This window comes from Lysinibacillus sp. VIII_CA, from assembly GCF_049943995.1.
Taxonomy (GTDB): domain Bacteria; phylum Bacillota; class Bacilli; order Bacillales_A; family Planococcaceae; genus Lysinibacillus; species Lysinibacillus pinottii.
Map to the genome: position 1 here is coordinate 159,228 of NZ_JBNFXM010000001.1, position 23,288 is coordinate 182,515.

Genomic DNA, 23,288 nt, shown 5'->3' on the forward strand with positions numbered 1-23,288 from the left:
TCACTCCTTTATTTTTTCATGTTTAATAACTCTTGCTGTAACTCATATAAAATATTCATCGCCTGCATCGGTGAAGTTCCTAAAATATTAACTTTCTCTAATTTTTTTAGTACCTCTGCCTCAGCTGGTGCCATTGGCTCTTCTTCAGTAAATAAAGACATTTGCAGTGGTGGTTCTGCTATTTTCTGTGCTTCAGCCACTACTTCGTTCCCAGCCTCAAAGTTTTCCAATAGCACACGAGCTCTTGCCAAAATTTCTTCTGGTAGCTGCGCCAATTGTGCCACATGAATACCGTATGATTTATCAGCAGCGCCTTTTTTCACCTTATGCAGGAAGACAACCATGCCATTTTTTTCGGTAGCTGCCACATGGACATTTTGTAAGCGTGGCAAATCCTTTTCAAGAGCTGTTAATTCATGATAATGCGTAGAAAACAACGTATTGGCACCGATTTTGTCATGAATATACTCCATCATGGATTGAGCTAAACTCATCCCATCATAAGTAGAGGTTCCTCGCCCAATTTCATCAAATAACATTAAACTGTTTTTTGTGGCATGCATAATGGCGTGTTGAGACTCAAGCATTTCCACCATAAATGTTGATTGCCCAGCTGCTAAATCATCAGCTGCTCCGATGCGAGTGAAAATTTGGTCAGTGATAGGTAGCTTAGCCTTTTCAGCAGGTACATAGCAGCCCATTTGTGCCATGACGACAATTAATGCTACCTGACGCATGTAGGTACTTTTACCAGACATATTTGGTCCCGTAATAAGCATCATGTTGTTCTGTTCCTCTAGCACACAATCGTTTGGTACATACATTTGCTTGTTTAACATTTTTTCCACAACAGGATGGCGACCCTCAATGATTTCGAGCGCTCGTCCATTATGGAATTGTGGTTTTGTAAAACGATATTTTTCTGAGATGCTAGCAAAGCTTAGCAAAACATCTAACTCACTTATGCTCGCTGCCAGTGCCTGTACACGTGGAATAAATTCCTTTAATGCATCTCGAATTTCTACAAATAAGTGATACTCTAGTGCTAGGCTTTCTTCCTCAGCATTTAAAATCAACGCTTCTTTTTCTTTTAGTTCCTGTGTAATATAGCGCTCTGCATTAGCAAGCGTTTGTTTACGTTCATAACGAGTTAAATCCGCTAAATGAATATTAGATTTAGTAATTTCAATATAATAACCAAAGATGCGATTATAGCCTATTTTTAAGTTTTTAATGCCTGTTTTTAGTCGCTCCTCTTGCTCCAACTGAGCGATCCAATCCTTACCATTACGGGCGGCATATCGAAGCTCGTCTAATCGTCCATGATAGCCGTCTCGAATCACATCACCTTCTTTAATGGTAATAGGTGGATTGTCCGTTATGGCTTTTGCTAAAAGTTCCTCAACATCTGTACATGTATCGAGTGCTACCCCTATTTGTTGGAGGGTCTCCTTACCTGCACTCATTAGCTGCTGCTGAATAGCTGGCACTTGGCGCAACGAATCTCGTAATTGTGCTAAATCACGGCCACCTACATTGCCAAAAGCAACTCGACCAGCTAGACGCTCTAAATCATATACCTGTTTTAAGGCAGTTTGTAACTCTGTTCTAACAAAATATTCTTCCAATAAATCAGTCACAATCGCTAGTCTAGACTCAATAGCTGAGTGTGTGGCAAGCGGCTGATGTAGCCATTGTTTTAATTTACGGCCACCCATTGCTGTGACGGTATCATCGAGTAACCATAACAGTGTCCCTTTTTGATCTCCACCGCGAATGGATTGAATGAGCTCTAAATTCCGCTTTGAGCTAGAATCAATGCGTAAATAATGCTTCATTTCATTAAACGTAAATGCTTGAATATGTGATAACGAACGCATTTGTGTTTTATCTATATAGGCCAATAATCGAAGGCATGAAATTTGTAAGGCTGGCGGAACAGCTTCTACATAGCTAGCTGCTTTATCCATCGTCATTTCATCGGCTTCCACTGACAGTACAATGGCAGCATTTGCAGCATGTTCTGCTAACAATAGCTGTAAACTATCCGTTACAATAAGTTCACGAATACCATAGGCCTGCATTTGCATTAATAATGCTTTGCCATCGCCTTCAATGGAAGAAGCCACGGCTTCACCTGTTGATAAATCTAGATATGCATAGCCAAATGTTGTGTCATCCAGTTGTTCGGCTGCTCCAATAAAATGATTGGATTTCCCTTCAAGTGTCTTACCTTCCATAATTGTACCTGGTGTGATGAGTTGAACCACTTCACGTTTGACCACGCCTTTTGCTTGCTTTGGATCTTCCGTTTGTTCACAAATGGCCACTTTATAGCCTTTTTGCACAAGTGTTTCAATATAATTTTTAGCTGAATGATGCGGCACACCACACATGGGAATTCGCTCTTTTGCCCCTGCATCTCGGCTCGTTAATGTAATTTCTAAAATTTGTGAGGCATTGATGGCATCCTCAAAAAACATTTCATAAAAGTCACCTAATCTAAAAAATAAAAAGGCATCCTTGTAATCTTCCTTAACCTGCAGATACTGTTGCATCATTGGTGTATATGTTGTCATATAAATATTTACCTCGCTCTTACCTATAGATACTTTTATTATAACAAAAGATACATGCGAAACGCTTCATTCACCTTTTTTAAGATGCTAGCGTTTCGCATGTATCGAAAAATGATGGTTTCTAAAATTATCTTGGTCGTTCATCAGGAAACGATGATGACTCTAATACATACCTACCTTCTCCATCAGAGCTTGAAGATGAGCTTGAGCTCGAGCTAGATGAGGATGAGGATGATGAACTCTCATCATTAAAGCTCCAGTCTTCTTCATAATCTAGCGGATGTACACTAATACAAATTGTTGTTTCACCCATTACTTCCACAACCACTTCACGTTCCACTACAATTTCAAATTTCGTACCACATGAAGAAATAACTGCTTCAATACAATTTGGTTCTTGTATTACCCGTACACGAACATCATCACCAACACTAATTTCCCCTTCTCGATAGTGAAGCTTCACTTTGTCTTTATAGTGAATTGTTTCCGAAAACACAGCTGTCTTCGAATGATTACTGTAGGCATACCATACATTGACATCAAATTTCCCTGTTACTTCTACAAATTTCCCGACTCTTTTAGCAGAGCAAGTATGGTTAATTACCCAGCATCCTAAAATACTTGTCGGTTTATTTGTTGGTGATAATGTTACACGCTCTTCCGTTCTCTTCTTCCCTTTGGCAACTACTGCTTTCGTCACGATTTGTCGTAAACGTTTCAGCGCAATTCCTCCTTCGACTCTTTTCACTCCATCATATGCAGGTTGCGCCCATTGGGTGAACATATATTTTAGAGAATTAAATGATTCCTCTAGAACTCTTTCAGAAAGAGACTGCTATAGCATGAGCATTCCTCCATAGAAATGAACATAAAAAAGCTCGAATGCTGTCATTCGAGCTTTACTTCTATAATCTGTTAAGAACAGCTACCTGGTTGAGAATTATCTACATATGAACCCGTTTCACCACGTAGCACATCGCCGCCTGTTGAGCGGATAATCTCATTTGTTACATTATTAGCGATTGTATTCGATACTAATTGCAATAAATCATTAACATCGCCTTGTGATTCTTTAAATTGTTGAACAACTGGGATATCATTAATTTCTTCTTCGATTTTTGCAATTTTATCTTCAATCATTTTAAGCGCTTTTTCTTTCCCTAAGTGTTGGAAATTAACAGCCTGTTTTTGTAAACTTTTTAGACTAGCAATTCGTTCACGTACTTGTTGATTTTCATTGATTTGAGCTTCTGCTTTTTTGAAAAATTCAACCTCTGGTGTATTTGCAATCATATGTGCAATTTCATGTGATTTTTTAATTAAATCTTCTTTTGTGTATAAGATTTGTGTCATTTACGCTTCCACCTTTTCATTTTTTACGACTTCCAAAAACTCACCAGTAAGTGAATAAGATGTAGTCTCGATAATTTTAACCTTTACTAATTGACCAATTACTTCTGCTGGTCCTTTAAAATTGACCAAACGATTTTTACGTGTATAGCCTGCTAGCACATCATCTCGTCGTTTACTTGTTCCTTCAACTAACACTTCGACAACCTCACCATTTAAACGCTCTAAGGCTTTACGAGAATACTCACCCACAACTTCATTTAAACGTTGAAGTCGTTCCTTTTTCACCTCTTCAGGTACATTATCGACCATTTTTGCAGCCGGTGTCCCTTCACGAGGAGAATATATATACGTAAATGCTGCCTCAAAGCCAACTTCACGGTATAAGGAAAGCGTTTCCTCGAATTGTTCCTCTGTTTCATTTGGGTAGCCAACAATAATATCTGTCGTTAATGTTACTTCAGGAATGGCAGCCTTAATTTTTTCTACTAATGTCAGGAAATGCTCACGTGTATATTTACGAGCCATAATTTTTAAAATGTCATTAGAGCCAGATTGTACTGGTAAATGAATATGCTCTACTAAATTACCACGTTTTGCAAGTACTTCGATTAAATGATCATCAAAATCTCGAGGGTGACTCGTTGTAAAACGAATTCTTGGAATATCAATTTTTCTTAAAGCATCCATTAAATCACCAAGACGATATTCGATATCCTCAAAGTCTTTCCCGTAAGCGTTGACATTTTGACCAAGCAACATGATCTCTTGATAGCCCGCTGCCGCTAGCTCTCGAACCTCAGCAATGATCTCCTCTGGACGACGACTCCGCTCTTTTCCACGTGTATACGGTACGATACAATACGTACAGAATTTATCGCAACCATACATAATATTAACCCATGCTTTAATGGAACCAAGGCGTTTTTTCGGCAGATTTTCAATCACATCGCCTTCTTTTGACCAAACTTCTACGACCATCTCTTTCGACATGTAAGCTTCCTTAAGAATGTTTGGTAGGCGGTGAATATTGTGCGTTCCAAAAACCATATCGACATGTGGATAGCTTCTTAAAATTTTATTAACAACAGATTCCTCTTGCGACATACAGCCACAAACCCCGATTAGCATCTCTGGGTTTTTTCGTTTATATTTCAACAGGAAACCAAGTTCTCCAAATACTTTGTTTTCAGCATTTTCTCGAATGGCACATGTATTCAGCAAGACCACGTCAGCCTCTTCAATTATTTCAGTTGGTGTGTAACCCAGCTGCATAAAAATACCAGCCATTACTTCTGTGTCATGCTCATTCATTTGGCAGCCATAAGTACGAATGTAAAAAGTACGATCTTTACCCATTCCTGCAAATTGTTCGTCAATGTTAAAATCCTTATGGTATTTCACATCTTCTTTGCCACGTTTTTTAGCATCTTTTAAGGAAGGTGCCGTAAAGACCTTCTCAAAATATTTACTGTAATCCTTTTCAGGCTTGTCTTCTTTTTTTGGTTGATTGACCTGTTGATTAGCTAAGCGTTGTTCCTCATTCATCGCAATCAGGTAACTCCTTTCAAACGAAATCCATGCACTTGAATTTCCATCTTACTATTATACTGAATAGTTGATACTTCCTACAAGGCTTGCGCTTCAAATGTCGTGGTTTCGACTTAATTACAAGTAGCTGAAAGGATTGATTCGTCCATTTTCAAGTTCTATTATCTATTAGGCGCTAAACGTCCCGATTAATAAAATACTTCCTATGCTTGATATATAAGTATCCATCGTATAATTTCAGCTTAATCCAACGCTTCATACTCATATCCTCTTTATAAAATAAAGCATTTGTATATTGACCTTGTTTCACTAAACGTTTTGCTTCTATTTTTAATTTTTCATTCCCCATACATTTATATAAGGTTCTGGGAGGCAGTAGTGACCACAAATGCTTAGTTTGGACATATGTTCGTTCAAGCGGGATGTGGAATAGATAATCATCCACTACATATTGCATGTAGTTATGGCCGCTCGCTGTCACATAATAGCTGGAAGAACCGGCTCGTAAATTCAGCTCAAATAACTTGTACTCCCCATCTCGCGGATCATATTTCATATCAAAATTGGCATAGCCCGTATAACCAATGTCCTCCAACAGATGCCGGATTGTATCCATCAATTGCTCATCATAATCGGTCATGACAGCTAAAGAGATGCCCTTGTTTTGCGGAGAGGGGTCCTCAAATAGCTTATTGCTTAAACACATCAATTTCACTGTTTTATCCCTCCCTACATAAACATCTAACACACGAATGAACGAATCATCACCGGGGATAAACTCTTGTAAAATTAAGGAATCTTGATAGCTTGAGCGATAAATACAGTGAACAATCTTTTGCACCTCACTGTCATTATGGGCAAGATAAATTTTTTTCTTCTCAGGAAAGGAGCAGCTAGAGTACGCCACAGAATTAGAAGGTTTAATAATGATTGGGTAGTGGAATGGTATAACGCAGTTTGTCTGTTGTTCCTTTGTTACAGTCACTGTTTGAGGGTATTTTAACTTATATAAGTCACAAAGTTGATAAAATTTTTCCTTCGTTTGAACCTTCTTTAGCAAAGCTTGGTCGATATAGGGTAAAATAAAATATTTTTCTAGCTCCTCTTTATTTTGAATGATTAGCTCTGCGTAAAAGCAGTCACACACTAATAAAATCAATCGTTGATGCTGAAACTGCTTCGCCAGCATCTGCAGCGCTTGCACAAAATAGTGAGGGTCATCTAAATGCTCTACATATTGAAATTCGAGGATACCACTATTTTGAGTGGCGATGCCCTGGGCACCACCGGAGAAAAGTGATCGGAAATTCCCTCGCTCTCTAGCTGGCTCAATAACAAGGCTCTTAATATGATAAGCTTCATAAAAAGAACGGGCTACCCCGTAGGCATGCTGTCCTGACTGTATAACAATAGGCAAAAAAGGTTGTTCCTGTAGATATGACAATTCGATCGCCTCTCTAGTAAAAATGAATTTATTCATTTGTATGCGCACTAGATTGTACATATGTAGCACCCATAAAAGACACTAATATAAAACTTTAGTGCCTTCTCCAGTATCTATATTTCTATAAATTTTTTAATGCGTTGTTCAAAAGAGACAAGAGATTGAACCCCATGACTCTTGAGCAAGTCCGTATTGGCAAATGTATATTTTCCTAAATCATCAGGGAAATGGGCATCTGAGGATACAGTAAAAATAACCCCATAATCAAGTAAGGTTTGTAAAAAACGAGGGCCAGGGCACATTTCTTTTACAGGATAACGATAATACAAGCCGGCATTGATCTCAGTGGCAGTTTGGGTTGACGTTAAAGCTTGTGCGATACGCTCATACCAAACTTTCAGAAAAGCCTGATCCTCTACCTGATAATTAAATACTTTAAAGTTGTCAAGATGGGCAACAAAATCAAATAGTTTGGACTGAATCATGTTTTCAACAGTCATAAAGAATCGTTCATAATTTTCTTGTAATGCTTGCGGATTCATTTGTTCAAATAGATGTTCTGTTTGGGGATTATCAAAGCCCCATCCATCCACAAAATGGACTGAACCGATGACATAATCCCATGGGTGGTCTGCTAATAAGGAAGTTAGTTCCATCTCCCCACCTATAAAATAATCTGCCTCTATACCTAGCTTTAAGGCAATTCCTTCTTGGTGCCATTTTTCCTTCGCCTGCTGAATGGTAGAGACAAAAGAATCGATATTTTCTGTCATGACACGATCCAGCCAATATTGCTGTAATTGACCAATCTCACTATCGTCCAACTTCATAAAGCGCTCGAAATAAGCACGCGTCTCCTTAAAACGATATAAGTGATCAACAATGCCTACCTCACGTAATCCAAGCCGCTTTGCTTGCTGAAGATATAAATCTAACCATTCCTCACTATAACAGCCATTTTGAACCCTCTTTGTTAACCTCTGAAGTTGATAGGTCATTTGCTCCTTTGAACCTTGTGCAGATGCATCCACACATTCAAAGAACTCAAGCGCCTGTGATGTACGCTCTAGCCAGCGCGATGAATAAGGACCCTCTTCTAAATGTACATGATAATCAATAGTCATCAACTTTTCCCTCCATTACATACCGTCCATTTTTCTTCATAAGCCTGCCATTCTAATGGACAAGTACTTTCACAAAAAATTTCCGTACATTCTTCAAGATGACAGATTTGGAAAAATGATTTTCCATTAATCTTTGATGCATCCGCTAATAAATAATTAACCTTACTATGCTTTTGCATTTTTTTTGAAATAAGAGATTCATCTAAATCATAATCATACACGACACCCTCACTAATGCCGCCACAGGAGATAAATGCTTTGTCAAAATTCATATTATCTAACATTTCCAAAGTCATAGCGCCTGCGACAGAGGATTGTCGAGGATTCGCAGTACCTCCTAGTAAAATAACCTTCCCCGTCATGCGCCTTTCTTCTATTGCTAAATTGAACTGGACAGCTGCTGCAATCGAGTTCGTAACAACTGTTATATCGTCAACAGCCAGTAGAAAATCTGCAATATGGACCGTTGTCGTCCCCGTATCAATGGCTATCGTATCTCCATCACCAATACGTTTTGCGGCCATGCGAGCAATTTGACGCTTAGCCTCTTTTTGCATTTGAAGCTTACGCAAAAAGGCAGGCTCATTCCGCACGTTCGTATATTTAATAGCTCCTCCATGCACTCTTGTTAATAATCGCTGTTGCTCTAATTCATCAAAGTCTCTGCGTATTGTTTCAGGGGCTACTTGAAGCGCATCAGCAATATTCGCAACAATAATTTTCCCTTCCCGCTCTAATTGTTTTAAGATAAATTCAAATCTTTCTAGTTTTGCGTAAGTCATGATAATGCAATCACATCTTCTTTTGCGACATAACACTTATAGGTTGTTCCCATTTCAATTGAATCACCCTGTTGATGCAGTTGCTCCATTGTAAATATGGTTTCTCCCTCAAATGTTGTTCGAATGATATTGCCACTCATTAATGATTGTCTCGCTGTTCCTGTTATAGACAGATCACCGTTTCTTTTATCGAAATGCAGAGCTTCTGGACGAATCGCAAATTTACGGTAGGTTTCTGGTAAAGATTCTCCGAGCATTCGCTCTAATACCTGTCGGGAAAAAACATTATAATGCCCGATAAAATTAGCAATAAATTCATTATCAGGTTTTGTATAAATCTCAGTTGGTGTCCCACTTTGCGCAATACTGCCATTATTCATTACAAATATTCTGTCTGAAACAGCCATGGCCTCTTCCTGATCATGCGTTACTAAAATCATCGTCATATTGAGCTTCCGTTGAATGGCTCGTAAATCTGTTTGAAGCTTCTTTCGTATTTGAGCATCTAGCGCACTCAGTGGCTCGTCTAATAACAACACTTTAGGTCGAACAATTAAGGCTCGTGCTAGTGCAACACGTTGTTGTTGACCTCCCGATAGTTCTTTCGGATATGCGTGGGCTTTTTCACTTAAATGAACAAGCTCCAGCATGTCTTGAACGCGTTTTTCTAAATCAACTGAATTCTCCTTTTGCATACGTAAGCCAAAGGCGACATTTTCTTGCACGGTCATATTCGGAAAAAGTGCATAGGATTGAAAAACCATCCCTACTTGGCGATCCTTAGGTTGTACACCATTCATATCTTTGTCTTCAATGGAAATAAGCCCTGCCGATGCATCTGTCAAGCCTGCGACAATGCGAAGAATCGTACTCTTTCCACAGCCACTTGGCCCTAATAAAGTAATAAATTCACCTTTGTCAATTTTCATATTAATATTCGATAAAACAGTTGATGACCCATAGTTTTTATGAAGCCCTTCAATAACAAGATAACTCATAGATTTGTAGCACCTTTCGATCGTTTCGTTACTAAAGCAATGACAAATGTTAATAAACCCATCAGCACGATATAAATGAAAACTACTGCACTAGCAATATGTCCACTAGTACTAAGTTTTTTCATTAAATAAATTTGAACTGTTTCAAAGCGAGAGCCAACAACAAGATTAATTAAGACAAATTCACCAAATAAAACAGAGAAAGATAACAGCGCACCTGCAAATAAGCCTGGATAAACAGTAGGCAGTAAAATTTTTGTGAACGCTTGCCTTTTAGATGCCCCAAGTAATTGAGCTGCATCAAGAAGCTGCCTTGCATCTATATTTCGCAAACTATTTCGTGTGCCCTGATAGATATAAGGTAGAATTCCAACAACATAGGCCCCTAGAACAACGAAAATCATCGGTATCCCTATTTGACTATAAACACGGATAAGCCCAACCGCTAAAATGATTCCTGGGAAAGAATAGACCATGACAACGGCCATCTGTATCCATTTTTCATACGTTGGAAAGTACAAGACAATAACGAAGATGGCTGGCACAATAACGAGGAGTGCGATACTAACAGCACCACCTGCTAGCAATACTGAACGTCCAAATGCCTGAATAAATTCACTATCCTGAAACAATGTGGAAAACCATTTTAATGTAAATCCTTCTGGTAATATAGTTGAATTCCATTTTGATGCGAAAGCGTAGAGCATCGTTGCTAGAACGGGCAATATAAGATACCCCATTAACAGGAGGAAAAATAAATCAGCCAAGCCTCGCTTTTTCATTTAAGCTTCCTCCTTGTGTTTGAGATGCTCCACTCACTAATTAACATCGCCGTTACCATCGATACGGCTAAAATGACCGCAATTGCACTTGCTAGCTCTGGTTGGGCAAAGATATCACCTTTAATTAATGAGCCAATACGAATCGCCACTAAATTGTAATTACTGCTAGTCAGTGCATAGGCTGAGGCATACGCACCCATAGCATTAGCAAATAATACACTAAAAGTTCCGACAATCCCTGGAAGCATCACGGGTAGACCAATTTTCCTCCAAAACTGCCAACTGGATGCCCCTAAAAGTGCAGCTGCCTCCTTCCACTGCTGCTGGATTCCATCATAAATCGGATATAACAGCATAAGCGATAGTGGAAGCTGAAAGTAAATATAAATTAATAAAAGGCCACCCCAACTATAAAGTGAAAATGATGACAGTGCATCGATATCCCATTTTTCAAATAACAGGGTAAATAAACCACTGTTGCCAAGTAACACGATAAAGGCAAAAGCTAACGGAATACCCGAAAAATTAGATGTTAAATTTGTTAGTATTAAAATTTTCTCTCTCACTGGCTCAGAAAACTTCATCATCGCATAGACCGCGAACAATGTAACCATTAACGCGATAATAGCTGAAATGATGGATAAGGTAATACTATTTTTAAAACCTTGTAAAATATAGCCGTTCGTAAAGACAGCCTTGTATTGCGTTAGCGTGAAGCCATCACTATTTTGAAAGCTAGTTATGAGCATATACAATAAAGGGACAAGGAAAAATAATAATAGTAATACTAGAAAAGGAGAAAGCCAGGCAATGGATTGCCGCTTCGATATCAACACAATCACTTCTTTCTATAATTACTGCTGCCCAAGGGGATAATAGTCGCTCTAGCCTAACAGGAGCGACTATTATGATTTAAATCTCTTTTGCTGTATATACACCTTCAAGTAAAAGTGGCACCATTTCATCAGTAGGCTCCATCTTCAATAAATGACAGCATAGTGGTGCAATTTGTAATTGGGAAACAACACCCTCATTTATCCCTGCCTTGACAGAATCGGCGATTACAAACAGTGGAACATAACGATCCTCATCCGTTGTTCCTCCATGATTGCCATCACTCGTCATGCCATGATCAGCTGTAACAATGACCTCATACCCTTGCGCCATACATTTTGGAATGAATAATGATAATATGGCATCCATCGCTAAAACACGATTGCGATATTGTGCGGAATCCGCAGTAAATTTATGACCATCATCATCAACATTCATCGGATGAATATAAAGGAAATCAGGCTGCTTTTCATCCATTAACCAGGCTGCATCTGCAAATACATGACTATCCGGATAATGATCCTCAAAATAGAACAATCCATTGTCAATTGGTAAGGATGTATCCAGTTGAATTCTGTCAGCCATATGGTTAAATGGCGCTCTGTTATAAAGTTCACTTACCCAATAATAGGCTGAGGCTGCTGTAGACAATCCGTGTTCCTTTGCAACGTGAAAGACACTTTTTTGAGTCGATAAACGGACGGTCATATTACTTGTGACACCATGAACAATTGGGGGTGTCCCTGTTAAAATGGTTTCATATAATGGTCTAGATAACGCAGGAACCTCCGAACAAATTTTATAGCGGGCTGCTACCTTTCGCTCTACTAAATGGTGTAAAAATCCCATATGGGTACAAGCAGTATCAAAGCGTAGTGCATCAACGACAATTAAAACTACTTTCTTATTTTGCATGGATTAACACCTGCTCCTGATATAATTGTGGAATTTGCTTTGTTGTATCTTCCCATTTCTTTTGATCGTTTACTGGTTGAGCATTGTTATACATATCAGCTGGTAACAATAAATCTTTTACATCCTGTGGTAGGTCCACCTTGTCTCGAATTGGTCTTGCATAGCCTTTTGCTAAATTTTCTTGACCTGCATCAGATAAAATATATTCACGTGCTAGCATGGCTGCATGTGGGTTTTTAGCATACTTATTAATGATCGTTGCATAGCCCGAAGTAACAGAACCCTCTTTCGGTATCACTACATCAAAACGTTCCTCATCAATTTGGTGACGATAGCCTAATGCATTAAAATCCCATAAGATAGCGACATCAATTTCTCCCTTTTCTAAATTTGCGACAGATGGGTCACCCTGTAATCTACCTTGCTTCGCTAACTCTGCAAAAAAATCAATCCCGGGTTGAATATTGGACTCATCTCCACCAAAAGCCATGGCAGCAGCTAAAATGGAAAACTGTGCTTGGTTAGCTGTTAATGCATCTCCAATACTGACTGTATAATTGCCATTTTTTAAATCCTCCCACGATTTCGGAGCATCTTTTACATTATTTTTATCTGTTAAAAATGAAATAGTTCCTGTATAGCCTACAATCCAATGACCTTCATTGTCTTTTGCCCAATCAGGTATCTCTTCCCAATAAGAAGTTTTGTATGGTAATGTGAGGCCCTTGTCCTTAGCAATCGGACCAAAAGCAATCCCTACATCACCAATATCTGCTGTAGCATCATCTTTCTCTGCTTCAAACTTTGCTAATTCTTCAGCACTCGACATATCTGTATCTTTGTGTTTAATGCTATATTCAGTTCCTAGCTCCTCCCAAGTCTCCACCCAGTTCGCCCATGTATCAGGCATACCAACAGAATTGACAGCCCCCTCTTCCTTTGCTTTTGTCGTAATTTCTTCAAGCGTTACATCTTCCTTTACCTCATTTGTACCTGATGAACTGTCTGAACAAGCTGCCAACATGGAAATGGCTAATGCACCAATTAAGCCTTTTTTCCACAACTTTTGAATTGCCATGTGTTGGACCCTCCATTTGTTTTGGTTTATTTTTATTTGCTTACATCCGTAATGGTATAAAACAAACATTAAGCAAGTATGGAGGTCATTAAAATATTTAGTAAAAATTATTGAGAAATTATAAAATCTATGAATGTAAATAATAATTGAAGGAGAATTGTAAAATGGAAGGAAGGAGATAAGGAGAAATCTAGTTCTGTATGTGCACGTTTGTTTGAAGAGACGTACACATACCTAGATTATTTGGAGAGACCTAAAAAATTTGCATATGTATGCGGCTCATTTTCCTTTAAAATTGTTAAAAATGTAAACGCTAGTTGAACAACAGACCACCATCTCATATTATAAGACATTTCAAAACGAGCGGGTTCTAACGTAAAGACATCCTGAAAAATAGTCATTGGTTCTATTTGCTCATCCTTTAAAATAGACAAAAAGCCCAAAAATAACGAATGATCTTTGACCTCTATCAGTTTGCCCTCTACTAGCGCGTCAATATTTTCAGGTTGTTGAAAATTACAGTGTGTTGCCACATACCGCTCTAAATTCTGAGCACGCTGCCTTTCTTCACGTTCCCTTTTCTTTGCAATAAAATCAATGACGTTATTCACGTGCATCGCCTCTTTTTTTTCTTTTATTGTAGCATTTTCGGGGAGATTTTTACCTCTACCAGCCCCTTCTATTTGTTTTAGATTCACAACTTGAATATGATTTCACATATTTTTTGTATCTTTACTGCTGTTTTCTAACTCTACAAGCAATACATTCATACAACCAAAAAAGCATTTGGACTATTACCAGTCCAAATGCTTTGATTCTAGCATTTTACATAAATTCTTTTACTAATTCATTGAACTCATTTTCGCTCATTTTGATATCAATATCTGTTAATGGTAACTCGGAGTAACCAGGTACTTTTTCTTGATAGGACGTTGTTTCTGTATCATGATAAATAACGCCTGTTACTAAGCCCTCGTTCTCCATCACTGTACGCATTGCCATACCGCGATCAGTGTGGTCATAGCCTTCAACATCCGCTAGCTTTGTTAAGTTCTCTTTAAACCAATCGTATGTGTTCACTTTGTTATATGTGACACAAGGTGAAAAGACATTGATGAATGAGAAGCCTTTATGATTGATACCCGCTTCGATTAAAGCTGTTAACTCTTTAATATCAGTCGAGAAGCCTTGTGCCACAAATGTAGCACCACTTGTTAACGCAACTTCTAAAGGTTTTAACGATGGCTCAATTGCTCCACCTGGTGTGGATTTAGTAATAAATCCAGCAGCAGAGCGAGGCGATGTTTGACCTTTTGTTAAACCATAAATTTGGTTATCCATGACAATATACGTAATATCGATGTTACGGCGAATTGCATGAATGGTGTGCCCCATACCAATCGCAAATCCATCACCATCACCACCAGAAGCGATGACATGTAAATCACGATTAGCCATTTTTAACCCTTGTGCAATCGGAAGTGCACGACCATGAATACCATGAAATCCGTAAGAATTAATATATCCTGAAATACGACCCGAACAACCAATCCCAGAAATTACTGCAAGTTCATTTGGTTCAATTCCCACATTCGCAGCAGCACGTTGAATAGCCGCTTGTACAGAGAAGTCTCCACAGCCTGGGCACCAGTTTGGCTTTACTGCATTACGAAAATCCTTAAATGTTGCCATTAGCGAGTCAACTCCTTCACACGATTTTCTAATTCACCTGGCAAGAATGGTGTACCATTATATTTAGTGATTGTCGCGATTTTATCGTGACCACCTATGTTCATCTTCATAATGTTTGCCAATTGACCCGTATAGTTATTTTCCACAACGATTACTTTTTTCGCTTTCGCTACAAGTGGTGCCATTTCCGCAGATGGGAATGGATGAATTAAGCGAACATGTGCATGATTAACTTTCATTCCTTGCGCATTGAGTCGTTCTTGTACTTCTTCAATAGCGCCCCTTGTTGAGTTAAAGCCTACTAATAAAATATCCGCCTCTTCATGTGGAGCATTCACAAACACTGGATTATCAAATTTCAAATTCTCTAACTTACGGAAGCGTTTATCCATTTGAGTTTGACGATTACCCGTTGCTTCAGATGGCTTCCCTGTTTCATCATGTTCCACGCCTGTAACGTGGTGAATACCATGTAATGTACCAGGTAATACCCGAGGTGAAACCCCATCTTCAGTATCTTCATAGCGTTTGAAATAGGCTTTATCAGCGGCTTCTTCAAGATCATCAATCACAATTTTACCACGACGAATTTCAATCTTACTGTAATCAAATGGTTCTACAGATTGTTTCCCTAACGATAATTGTAAATCAGTCATTAAGATAACTGGTAATTGCAATTCCTCCGCAATATTAAATGCTTGAATTGTGTCAAAGAATGCTTCCTCCATTGTAGAAGGTGCAATAACTACTTTAGGAATTTCGCCATGTGTTCCGTATAGCATTGCCATTAAGTCTGATTGTTCTTGCTTTGTTGGTAGCCCAGTTGAAGGACCTCCGCGTTGTGTATCCACGACCACTAATGGCTGCTCCGTCATACCTGAAAGACCAATTGCTTCCATCATCAGTGAAAGACCAGGTCCAGCCGATGCTGTAAAGGAGCGAACACCACCAAAGTTAGCGCCAATCGCCATTGTTGCTGCGGCAATCTCATCTTCTGTTTGGATGACTGTGCCGCCGAATTTTGGTAGTTTCTTAATTAGATACTCCATAATTTCAGAAGCTGGTGTAATTGGGTAGGCTGCCATAAAGCGTGTCCCAGCTGCTAATGCACCAAGTGCTACTGCATCATTACCAATCATAAACATCCGACGTTTTCCATCTGCTGGAGAAAGCTCCCATGCACCTACGCGATCACCTAACAGCTCATTCATGATTTGACGACCACGAGTAATGGCCTCCATGTTTTTTTGAACGATCTCTTCGCCCTTTTTCCCAAAAATATCATCGACAACATTTTGGAACACTGCGTCCTCTAGGTTTAGCAATGATGCGGTTGCACCGATGGCTACCATGTTTTTCATCAATGAAGTGCCAAGCTCTGCTGCTATTTCTGTAAACGGTACAACAAATAATGGAGCCTTTGAATCTTCTGGTTTAACAGGATCAAATTTGGCATCCGCTAAAATAACACCATTTTCTGTAAGCTCTTTATAATTGACATCGATTGTTTCCTGATCGAACGCCACTAAAATATCTAAATCATCCGCAATTGCACGTACTTCTGTTGGACGAACTGTAATTTTATTATTCGTATGGCCACCTTTAATTCGAGAAGAGAAGTGACGATAACCGTATAGGAAATAGCCTAGACGATTCATTGCCATTGAGAAAATCTCACCTGTACTCTCAATCCCTTCACCCTGTTGCCCACCGACTTTCCATGAAAGCTGATGTAACATGTCAACAACTCCTTAAATCCAATGTGTACTATTATTTTTCCTTCATAAGTTTAACACGAAGAAACCTTCTGCACTATTGTTTCTCAACGATTTAGGCGAAAATCAGACCTTTGACTGAAAATCCTGTTCATAAAGTTGTAATTTTCAAATCTAAGCAAAATAACGAACCTATTTCAAGTGACATCTATCATATGTAAACAGGAAAACGAAAAAATGCCCGTCACTTATTATGTGACAAGGCATTTTACTTATTACTTTTTATCGAATACGTTTTTCCACTAGCAGCTTCAAGGCTGTACGTTCTTCACCAGCAATTAAAATATCGGCAAACGCCGGCGCGCAAATTAAATCTGTGCCACTTGGCGCTACAAATCCGCGTGCGATGGCCACTGCTTTCACGGCTTGGTTAAGTGCACCTGCCCCAACTGCTTGCATTTCTGCTTGCCCTTTTTCTCTGATTACCGCGACTAATGCACCTGCAACTGAATTTGGATTAGAGCGTGATGATACTTTTAATGAATCCACAATTATTCCTCCCCGTTTCGCGAATAGTGTTTACGCTCAACAACTCATGTCCCCCTTTTTGGACCTCAAGTTATTGTCCGTAGCACATTTTATGCGCCGCAAGACGGAAATAGACTAGTTTCACAAAGAATCCTGTTTCCTCGGAAAAAGTGCTGTAAATCAACATTCTTCGACTTATTTATCCTTGAAATGGATAATCTTCATTTATATAAATGCGTTCACAGGATTTAGCCTTCCCTGTTTGATTATCAATCTCTACAAAGAAACCACTTAATACCTCACGCCCTTTTTTCGGTACTTCAAAACGAGAAGGCATATTTGTTTGGAATTTATAAATGACACTTTCCTTCGTCATCCCTAAAATCTCATCATACGGACCTGTCATACCTACATCCGTAATGTAAGCTGTACCATTAGGATAGATACGAGCATCTGCTGTTTGAACATGTGTATGTGTCCCAACAACGGCAGAAGCCTTCCCATCTAAGTGCCAGCCAAGTGCAATCTTTTCACTAGTTGCCTCCGCATGGAAATCTACAAATACAAGCGGTGACGTTTGACGAGCTTCTTCAATCAATTTTTCTGCCATTGCAAATGGATCCTCATGTGGTGGTAAAAATACACGACCATGTAAATTAATGACAGATATTGTCACACCATTTTTAGAAATTTGCACCATACCTTTACCTGGCGCTTCTTCAGAAAAATTGGCTGGACGTATTAAATAATCAGCATCATCAATAAAATCAAATATATCTTTATTATCCCATGTATGATTACCCATTGTAATAACGTCTACACCCATTTGTAACAGGTCATTATAAATATTACGTGTAATTCCTCGACCTGCCGCAGCATTTTCACCATTGGCAATGACAACATCGACATTATATTTCTTTTTTAAACGAGGTAAATATTTCTCTACCGCATCTCGACCAATTGAACCAACAATATCGCCAATAAATAAAACTTTCATTTTTTCAACCACTCTTTCTTTCCATTACGTCTCTAAAAATTTGCCTTTAGAGACTTTACGTACCTTGAATAACATCATTAATTGTAACGCTAGGTGGAGGATTAAGCAAAATAAAATAAAAATCTGGCCATTATATCACTTTGGCTTTTTTCACCTTTATGTAGATAAGTGTAGAGGATAATGTAAGCCAATTCATTTTTATGAGCTTTAAAAAGATAATCTGTTTTAGATTACGGTTGATAAGCTTCACCTTCAAAACAGCTGGGTATGCTAGTAAAAAGGATTGAATGGCACTTTTAATGGCCTGCGGATTAGTTGGACATTGATGGAGAATAACAAGGAGCCCTTCAAATTGGTAATTTAAAAAGCTATTCTTTACTTCCTCATAAACTTCTCCATTTTGTAATTCCTCAAAAAGCTTTTTATACAACAAATCATAATTGTTTCTTATATTGCTCATAGCCCTGCTTGTAAGTGAATTTTGATTGTCAACATTATAGTAATAAAGCTGTCTTGGGACGTAGCAGATGGATTGATTTTTTATTACTGCTCTCGATAGAAACAACGTGTCTTCTGCAAAATTCATCGCTTCATCAAATCTTAGCCTATGCAAATCTATAAAGGATTTTTTATATAGTTTACAGCTGGCAAAACCAAAGTGCTTTTCACCTATTTCTGTAAATAATTTATTTAAACAAACAGTTGCACTATAAGTATAGTATGTCTTTGAAGGATAATATAGCTGCCTACTTCCCACTTCCTCCTGCCAAAATAAATCGCATTTAGCAATATTGCTACCTGTCAGCCTACAGGCGTGATACAGTTCTTCCAGCATAGTTAGCTCTAGCCAGTCATCCGCATCAACAAAAGTAATATATTGTCCATTAGCTTGTTCTATGCCTAAATTTCTTGCCTTACTAACACCACCATTGTCAATATCTAAAACAGTTATACGAGTGTCCTTCTGTGCAAATTTTTTTAAAACCGACAATGATTGATCATCGCTACCATCATTAATCGTAATAATTTCTATGTCCTTTAAACTTTGATGACAAATACTCGTAAGGCATTTGTTCAAATAGTTCTCGGCATTATAGACAGGGACAATCACACTCACTAAGACCAAAATTTTGCCCCTCCTTTACGTAATGACTCTATCCACCTTCTTCTCTGCTCTTTTGTCATGCCAATAGAGAAAAGGCTCCCGCCTGTCAAAACTGTATAATAAAAAATATAAAGGATGATAGAGCTCCAAATGATGGGAGGTTTCGTTAAATCCCATAGAAGCTGACTACAGCAAATAGCCAAAATAAATGCTAGAACTAGCCTGCTAATGGTCCGCCAAAAACCCAAAATATCCAAACCAATTTTTTTATAGTAATAAATATTCATGATAACTACATTTCCTATAAATAAAGAACATGCCGTAATAATTGCTGTGCCAATTTTCCCATAAAAAAAGATAACTGGTATGGATACAATCATATTGACCAGCGCCACAATCATTAATAAAATCGTTCTAAATTTAAAAAGATTTTTCGCTTTCAACACATTAATACCTAAATTTTGTATGAGATCAATACTGAATGGCACCATAATAATAAGAACAATCGCATAGATGGCCAAAAAATCTTTGCCTAACCATAGTAATAAAAATTCTTTTCCAAAAAGAAAGAATCCACCGAGCATATATCCCACTACTAAAAACTGAATAGCGCCCACTTTAATGAATAATTGGTTAATTTCTAATAACCCTTCTTCTTTTGTGACAAGCATAGAAATACGAGGTAGAAATAATCCACTTATGGCTAAAGCTAGTGACATAAATATTAATACTATTTGCATAGCCACTGCATAAATTGCAACATCCTCAGTTCCTTTTAATATGCCTAATAACACTTGATCCGTTTGCCAATAGATTTTATCAACGATGACTGTAATGAAAATAAAAAATGAATAGATAAAAATTTCTTTTATCAGCTTTTTGTTTTTCAAAGTAAAAGTAAATCGAATGGATAAGACCTTCATACAATAAATGGCATCCATTACTAAAAAGAGAATATTATAAATAGCGATAATATAGATTAACGTCACCGCATCGGTTCCCTGTAACAGAAAAAACAACATTGTCAAAGGCTGTACAATCACCTGTAGTAATGTTGTAAATTTAATAAAAATAAATTTTTCATATGCTTGTAAGATAGAAGTAAAAACACCTAGTGGGAATTGCACCGCTACACTAATGGTCATTATATAGCCCATTACTTTGGCTTTGGCTAATTGATCTCCTGATAAGCTTTGTCCAAAAATCATCTCTACCTGTGAAAATAGGAAAAAGCCTATCAATAATGTAAGACAGCCAATACTAATAAATAACTTCAAAAAAAATCCATTTAATGATGCCTCTAATGCCTTATCCGCAATTGCTCTATTTCTAGCAATATAGCGTACAATCGCATTGCCCAGCCCTAAATCTAAAATAGAAAGATAGCCAACAAGGACAATCATTAAAGAATATAATCCAAATTCTTTCTGACCAAGAAGCGAAATCATCAAGGGTGTAAAAAGAAGGGAAGAAATCATCGTGCAGCCGATTGTAAGATACGAAAGAATGGCTCCAATCTTAATTTCTTTCATGTGCACGCCTTTCTGTTAGTGAGGATTGGCTTTCATTCTTTTCTTTGAATAATAGCGGGATATAGAGATTGATATTGCTCTGCCACATGCTTAATTTCAAAGTTTGCTAAAACATGTGCACGACCAAGATTAGCTTTTTGTTCATATGTCTTTGAATCGTAATTTAATGCCCTATTGATGGCTTTCGATAAAGCGACCGCATCCTTAGATGGTACAACCTCTCCATAATTCCCTACTAAAAATTCACAATCCCCAACATTTGTAGTCACACAGCAAGTGCCACTGGCAAGTGCCTCTACCAACACATTCGGTAGCCCCTCTCCAGAAGATGATAAAATGAATAGATCAGCTGCAGCCATTAATTGTGGAATATCGTCTCTACTACCTAATAGGAATGTAAACTGCTCTAACTGCGCGTTTTCAATCATTTGCCGCAATACCTCATTAGAGCTTTCTATCTCATAGCCAACTAAAAACATATAAAAATCTTGTCGTTTTTGCTTTAACTGCTTTAAACTTGCCAGCAAATTTTCATAATCCTTTAAAGGGTCCCATCTACCTACATGCAATAAAATAGGTTGGTTCACTATGTTGAATCGCTCCAAATAATATTGACGCTTCTTACTAGGCTTATAAAAATCTGTATTTACACCATTTACAATAATTCGGTGCTGCTTATTCTTGTACCCAATAGCTTCATGGATTTCTTTCACCTTTGGACCACAAGAAATAATAGCGTCCACATGTTTAGATAATTTTGCACAAAGCATCGCAATAAAAATTGTCCTTCGTTTATTGTCATCTTTATTTAAATTACTATGGTGAATACCCCAAATTAATTTCTTTTTGAGTAATTTTGAAAGAATGTATCCAAGAAGATTAGCATGATACATCCAAGTTTGAATAATATCACTCTCTCGACATCGTTGATAACAACGAACAAAGGCAATTCCCATACTGCGTCGCATATCACATATTGTTACTTTGATGTTTAATTGTTGTTCAATATACTTACCATAAGTTCCTATCTCTGTTAGACAAATAACCTCTATCTCATACATGTCCCTATCCACGTTTTGTAAAAGACGGTAAAGCATTGCTTCTGCTCCGCCAAGACCTGTGGTAGTGATGATATGAGTAATTTTAATTTTTTTTTGGATAGTCTCATCCTTTGAATTAGTTTACTAGCTATGTGTAAAGCGCACATAATCTAATTGCTATTTCTTCTGCATCAAGACCTTTATTTTTAAGACTCTTCCTAATAATTTGCGGATTTGGTTTTACATTCATTTTTATAATAGCTTGCAGCCAACTATTAATATCTCCCTGTAGCTCTAAATACTGTAGTAATCCCACATTAAGATCTACCTCTTTTGGCAGTGTGGAAGAAACGATGGCTGGTGTACCACAAATTTGAGCTTCTAATAATACAATGCCAAAGCCCTCGAAATAAGACGGTAAAATAAACTTATCCATGAGTTGAAGGAGCTTAATACTATCTGCCCGTGGTCCCAAAAATTGAACATAATCCTCTACTTTTTGTTCCTTGACGAGAAGGCGAATTTCCTGCTCTAAGGGGCCATCTCCTATCAAAAGCAATTTAAATGGAATGTTTTGTTGCTTTAATTTAACAGCAAGCTCAATTAAAAAGGAATGATTTTTCACAGGTACAAAGCGACCAATATGCCCAATTACTAAATCCCCATCTTGAATCCCTAAATCTTCTGCTAAACTCTTTTTCTCTTCTGGCGATAAACGCTTTATCTTCTGCATATCAATTGGATTGGCAATAACCTCGTAGGGTCTTTTATGAAAGCAAAATTCACCCGCTTTTTGACTACACGCTACCAATTTCGTGGCATTTCCAACGCTTAGCCTTTTCAACAATGCTAACAGGGCTTTATTGTTCCATTCTTCAGCAACATTCGTATGGCTATGTAATACACGACATGATACACCTGCTAAACGAGCTGCTAGCATGGTAAAAACTGCTCGGTAGCCTGTATGATCATGAACGGCATCATATTGATATTGTTTTATAATCCTATAAATATTCCGCATATAAGAAAGTGGACCTTGCTCGGTAATATACGTTTCGTAAAATATTTTCGAACCTTGCTGTAAGAGAATATCATGATAAGTCCCCTTATTAAATGACACAAAATCAAAATGGTATGAAAATTTATTAACATTCATCCAAGTATCTACAATCATGGTCGTTATACCGCCATAATCAGTAGTGGGGATAATATGCAAAACCCTTTTCAATGTCATTCTCCACC

At 37.9% G+C, this 23,288-nt stretch carries 21 protein-coding genes; all 21 read right to left on the reverse strand.

Translation table 11 applies throughout. The features are described 5' to 3' along the window. Positions 1-8: 8 nt before the first annotated feature. Positions 9-2,579: a DNA mismatch repair protein MutS gene (gene mutS / locus ACP3VS_RS00860; RefSeq protein ID WP_426388295.1), complete on the reverse strand. Its 2,571-nt coding sequence runs from the start codon at positions 2,577-2,579 to the stop codon at positions 9-11. Positions 2,580-2,706: 127 nt separating this feature from the next. Then, the gene (cotE, locus tag ACP3VS_RS00865) at positions 2,707-3,363 is read right to left on the reverse strand and encodes an outer spore coat protein CotE (protein WP_012293355.1); all 657 of its coding nucleotides are present in this window, start codon (positions 3,361-3,363) and stop codon (positions 2,707-2,709) included. A gap of 131 nt (positions 3,364-3,494) precedes the next feature. After that, positions 3,495-3,932 (reverse strand): RicAFT regulatory complex protein RicA family protein, encoded by a 438-nt coding sequence (locus ACP3VS_RS00870; protein WP_012293354.1) that lies wholly within the window; start codon positions 3,930-3,932, stop codon positions 3,495-3,497. Beyond that, positions 3,933-5,477: a tRNA (N6-isopentenyl adenosine(37)-C2)-methylthiotransferase MiaB gene (miaB, locus tag ACP3VS_RS00875; RefSeq protein ID WP_031419051.1), complete on the reverse strand. Its 1,545-nt coding sequence runs from the start codon at positions 5,475-5,477 to the stop codon at positions 3,933-3,935. Between the two features lie 178 nt (positions 5,478-5,655). Then, positions 5,656-6,960 (reverse strand): ATP-grasp domain-containing protein, encoded by a 1,305-nt coding sequence (locus ACP3VS_RS00880; RefSeq protein WP_426388296.1) that lies wholly within the window; start codon positions 6,958-6,960, stop codon positions 5,656-5,658. Positions 6,961-7,037: 77 nt separating this feature from the next. Further along, positions 7,038-8,048, reverse strand: coding sequence for a histidinol phosphate phosphatase domain-containing protein (locus ACP3VS_RS00885; protein ID WP_036215005.1), 1,011 nt, complete (start codon positions 8,046-8,048; stop codon positions 7,038-7,040). Continuing rightward, positions 8,048-8,830 carry a DeoR/GlpR family DNA-binding transcription regulator gene (locus ACP3VS_RS00890; protein WP_012293350.1) on the reverse strand — a complete coding sequence of 261 codons (783 nt, stop codon included), beginning with the start codon at positions 8,828-8,830 and terminating at the stop codon, positions 8,048-8,050. The genes ACP3VS_RS00885 and ACP3VS_RS00890 overlap by 1 nt, the downstream gene beginning before the upstream one ends. Continuing rightward, positions 8,827-9,828 carry an ABC transporter ATP-binding protein gene (locus ACP3VS_RS00895; protein WP_036167487.1) on the reverse strand — a complete coding sequence of 334 codons (1,002 nt, stop codon included), beginning with the start codon at positions 9,826-9,828 and terminating at the stop codon, positions 8,827-8,829. The genes ACP3VS_RS00890 and ACP3VS_RS00895 overlap by 4 nt, the downstream gene beginning before the upstream one ends. Further along, positions 9,825-10,610 (reverse strand): ABC transporter permease, encoded by a 786-nt coding sequence (locus ACP3VS_RS00900; protein ID WP_012293348.1) that lies wholly within the window; start codon positions 10,608-10,610, stop codon positions 9,825-9,827. The genes ACP3VS_RS00895 and ACP3VS_RS00900 overlap by 4 nt, the downstream gene beginning before the upstream one ends. Continuing rightward, complete coding sequence (locus ACP3VS_RS00905; protein ID WP_012293347.1) at positions 10,607-11,452, reverse strand: ABC transporter permease; 846 nt, start codon at positions 11,450-11,452, stop codon at positions 10,607-10,609. The genes ACP3VS_RS00900 and ACP3VS_RS00905 overlap by 4 nt, the downstream gene beginning before the upstream one ends. Positions 11,453-11,522: 70 nt before the next feature. Continuing rightward, positions 11,523-12,359, reverse strand: coding sequence for an alkaline phosphatase family protein (locus ACP3VS_RS00910; protein WP_426388297.1), 837 nt, complete (start codon positions 12,357-12,359; stop codon positions 11,523-11,525). Next, a complete protein-coding gene (locus ACP3VS_RS00915; RefSeq protein WP_426388299.1) occupies positions 12,349-13,437 on the reverse strand; it encodes an ABC transporter substrate-binding protein in 1,089 nt (362 codons plus the stop codon). The genes ACP3VS_RS00910 and ACP3VS_RS00915 overlap by 11 nt, the downstream gene beginning before the upstream one ends. A 239-nt stretch (positions 13,438-13,676) precedes the next feature. Beyond that, a complete protein-coding gene (locus tag ACP3VS_RS00920; protein WP_206700921.1) occupies positions 13,677-14,054 on the reverse strand; it encodes a 2-oxoglutarate ferredoxin oxidoreductase subunit beta in 378 nt (125 codons plus the stop codon). Positions 14,055-14,262: 208 nt separating this feature from the next. Continuing rightward, the gene (locus ACP3VS_RS00925; RefSeq protein WP_012293343.1) at positions 14,263-15,129 is read right to left on the reverse strand and encodes a 2-oxoacid:ferredoxin oxidoreductase subunit beta; all 867 of its coding nucleotides are present in this window, start codon (positions 15,127-15,129) and stop codon (positions 14,263-14,265) included. After that, a complete protein-coding gene (locus ACP3VS_RS00930) occupies positions 15,129-16,868 on the reverse strand; it encodes a 2-oxoacid:acceptor oxidoreductase subunit alpha (protein ID WP_426388300.1) in 1,740 nt (579 codons plus the stop codon). Before ACP3VS_RS00930 ends, ACP3VS_RS00925 begins: the two co-directional genes overlap by 1 nt. A 258-nt stretch (positions 16,869-17,126) precedes the next feature. Beyond that, on the reverse strand, positions 17,127-17,393 hold the full coding sequence (locus ACP3VS_RS00935; RefSeq protein WP_004224903.1) for a stage V sporulation protein S: 267 nt from the start codon (positions 17,391-17,393) through the stop codon (positions 17,127-17,129). A gap of 178 nt (positions 17,394-17,571) precedes the next feature. Next, positions 17,572-18,369, reverse strand: coding sequence for a TIGR00282 family metallophosphoesterase (locus ACP3VS_RS00940; protein ID WP_031419033.1), 798 nt, complete (start codon positions 18,367-18,369; stop codon positions 17,572-17,574). Between the two features lie 130 nt (positions 18,370-18,499). Continuing rightward, positions 18,500-19,486: a glycosyltransferase family 2 protein gene (locus ACP3VS_RS00945; RefSeq protein ID WP_197223899.1), complete on the reverse strand. Its 987-nt coding sequence runs from the start codon at positions 19,484-19,486 to the stop codon at positions 18,500-18,502. Further along, positions 19,486-21,006: an oligosaccharide flippase family protein gene (locus tag ACP3VS_RS00950; protein ID WP_036167476.1), complete on the reverse strand. Its 1,521-nt coding sequence runs from the start codon at positions 21,004-21,006 to the stop codon at positions 19,486-19,488. The genes ACP3VS_RS00945 and ACP3VS_RS00950 overlap by 1 nt, the downstream gene beginning before the upstream one ends. A 32-nt stretch (positions 21,007-21,038) precedes the next feature. After that, positions 21,039-22,166 (reverse strand): glycosyltransferase, encoded by a 1,128-nt coding sequence (locus ACP3VS_RS00955; RefSeq protein ID WP_332289567.1) that lies wholly within the window; start codon positions 22,164-22,166, stop codon positions 21,039-21,041. 28 nt (positions 22,167-22,194) lie between these two features. Next, positions 22,195-23,280, reverse strand: coding sequence for a glycosyltransferase (locus tag ACP3VS_RS00960; protein WP_281486688.1), 1,086 nt, complete (start codon positions 23,278-23,280; stop codon positions 22,195-22,197). Positions 23,281-23,288 lie beyond the last annotated feature (8 nt).

Excerpts from the sequence above, each read along its gene's own strand:
- ACP3VS_RS00890 (WP_012293350.1), bottom strand. The coding sequence starts at position 8,830 with ATGACTTACGCAAAACTAGAAAGATTTGAATTTATCTTAAAACAATTA.
- ACP3VS_RS00920 (WP_206700921.1), bottom strand. The coding sequence starts at position 14,054 with ATGCACGTGAATAACGTCATTGATTTTATTGCAAAGAAAAGGGAACGT.
- ACP3VS_RS00960 (WP_281486688.1), bottom strand. The coding sequence starts at position 23,280 with ATGACATTGAAAAGGGTTTTGCATATTATCCCCACTACTGATTATGGC.
- ACP3VS_RS00915 (WP_426388299.1), bottom strand. The coding sequence starts at position 13,437 with ATGGCAATTCAAAAGTTGTGGAAAAAAGGCTTAATTGGTGCATTAGCC.
- mutS (WP_426388295.1), bottom strand. The coding sequence starts at position 2,579 with ATGACAACATATACACCAATGATGCAACAGTATCTGCAGGTTAAGGAA.
- miaB (WP_031419051.1), bottom strand. The coding sequence starts at position 5,477 with ATGAATGAGGAACAACGCTTAGCTAATCAACAGGTCAATCAACCAAAA.
- ACP3VS_RS00900 (WP_012293348.1), bottom strand. The coding sequence starts at position 10,610 with ATGAAAAAGCGAGGCTTGGCTGATTTATTTTTCCTCCTGTTAATGGGG.
- ACP3VS_RS00940 (WP_031419033.1), bottom strand. The coding sequence starts at position 18,369 with ATGAAAGTTTTATTTATTGGCGATATTGTTGGTTCAATTGGTCGAGAT.
- ACP3VS_RS00895 (WP_036167487.1), bottom strand. The coding sequence starts at position 9,828 with ATGAGTTATCTTGTTATTGAAGGGCTTCATAAAAACTATGGGTCATCA.
- ACP3VS_RS00870 (WP_012293354.1), bottom strand. The coding sequence starts at position 3,932 with ATGACACAAATCTTATACACAAAAGAAGATTTAATTAAAAAATCACAT.
- ACP3VS_RS00950 (WP_036167476.1), bottom strand. The coding sequence starts at position 21,006 with ATGAAAGAAATTAAGATTGGAGCCATTCTTTCGTATCTTACAATCGGC.
- ACP3VS_RS00880 (WP_426388296.1), bottom strand. The coding sequence starts at position 6,960 with ATGAATAAATTCATTTTTACTAGAGAGGCGATCGAATTGTCATATCTA.
- ACP3VS_RS00930 (WP_426388300.1), bottom strand. The coding sequence starts at position 16,868 with ATGTTACATCAGCTTTCATGGAAAGTCGGTGGGCAACAGGGTGAAGGG.
- ACP3VS_RS00885 (WP_036215005.1), bottom strand. The coding sequence starts at position 8,048 with ATGACTATTGATTATCATGTACATTTAGAAGAGGGTCCTTATTCATCG.
- ACP3VS_RS00925 (WP_012293343.1), bottom strand. The coding sequence starts at position 15,129 with ATGGCAACATTTAAGGATTTTCGTAATGCAGTAAAGCCAAACTGGTGC.
- ACP3VS_RS00910 (WP_426388297.1), bottom strand. The coding sequence starts at position 12,359 with ATGCAAAATAAGAAAGTAGTTTTAATTGTCGTTGATGCACTACGCTTT.
- cotE (WP_012293355.1), bottom strand. The coding sequence starts at position 3,363 with ATGTTCACCCAATGGGCGCAACCTGCATATGATGGAGTGAAAAGAGTC.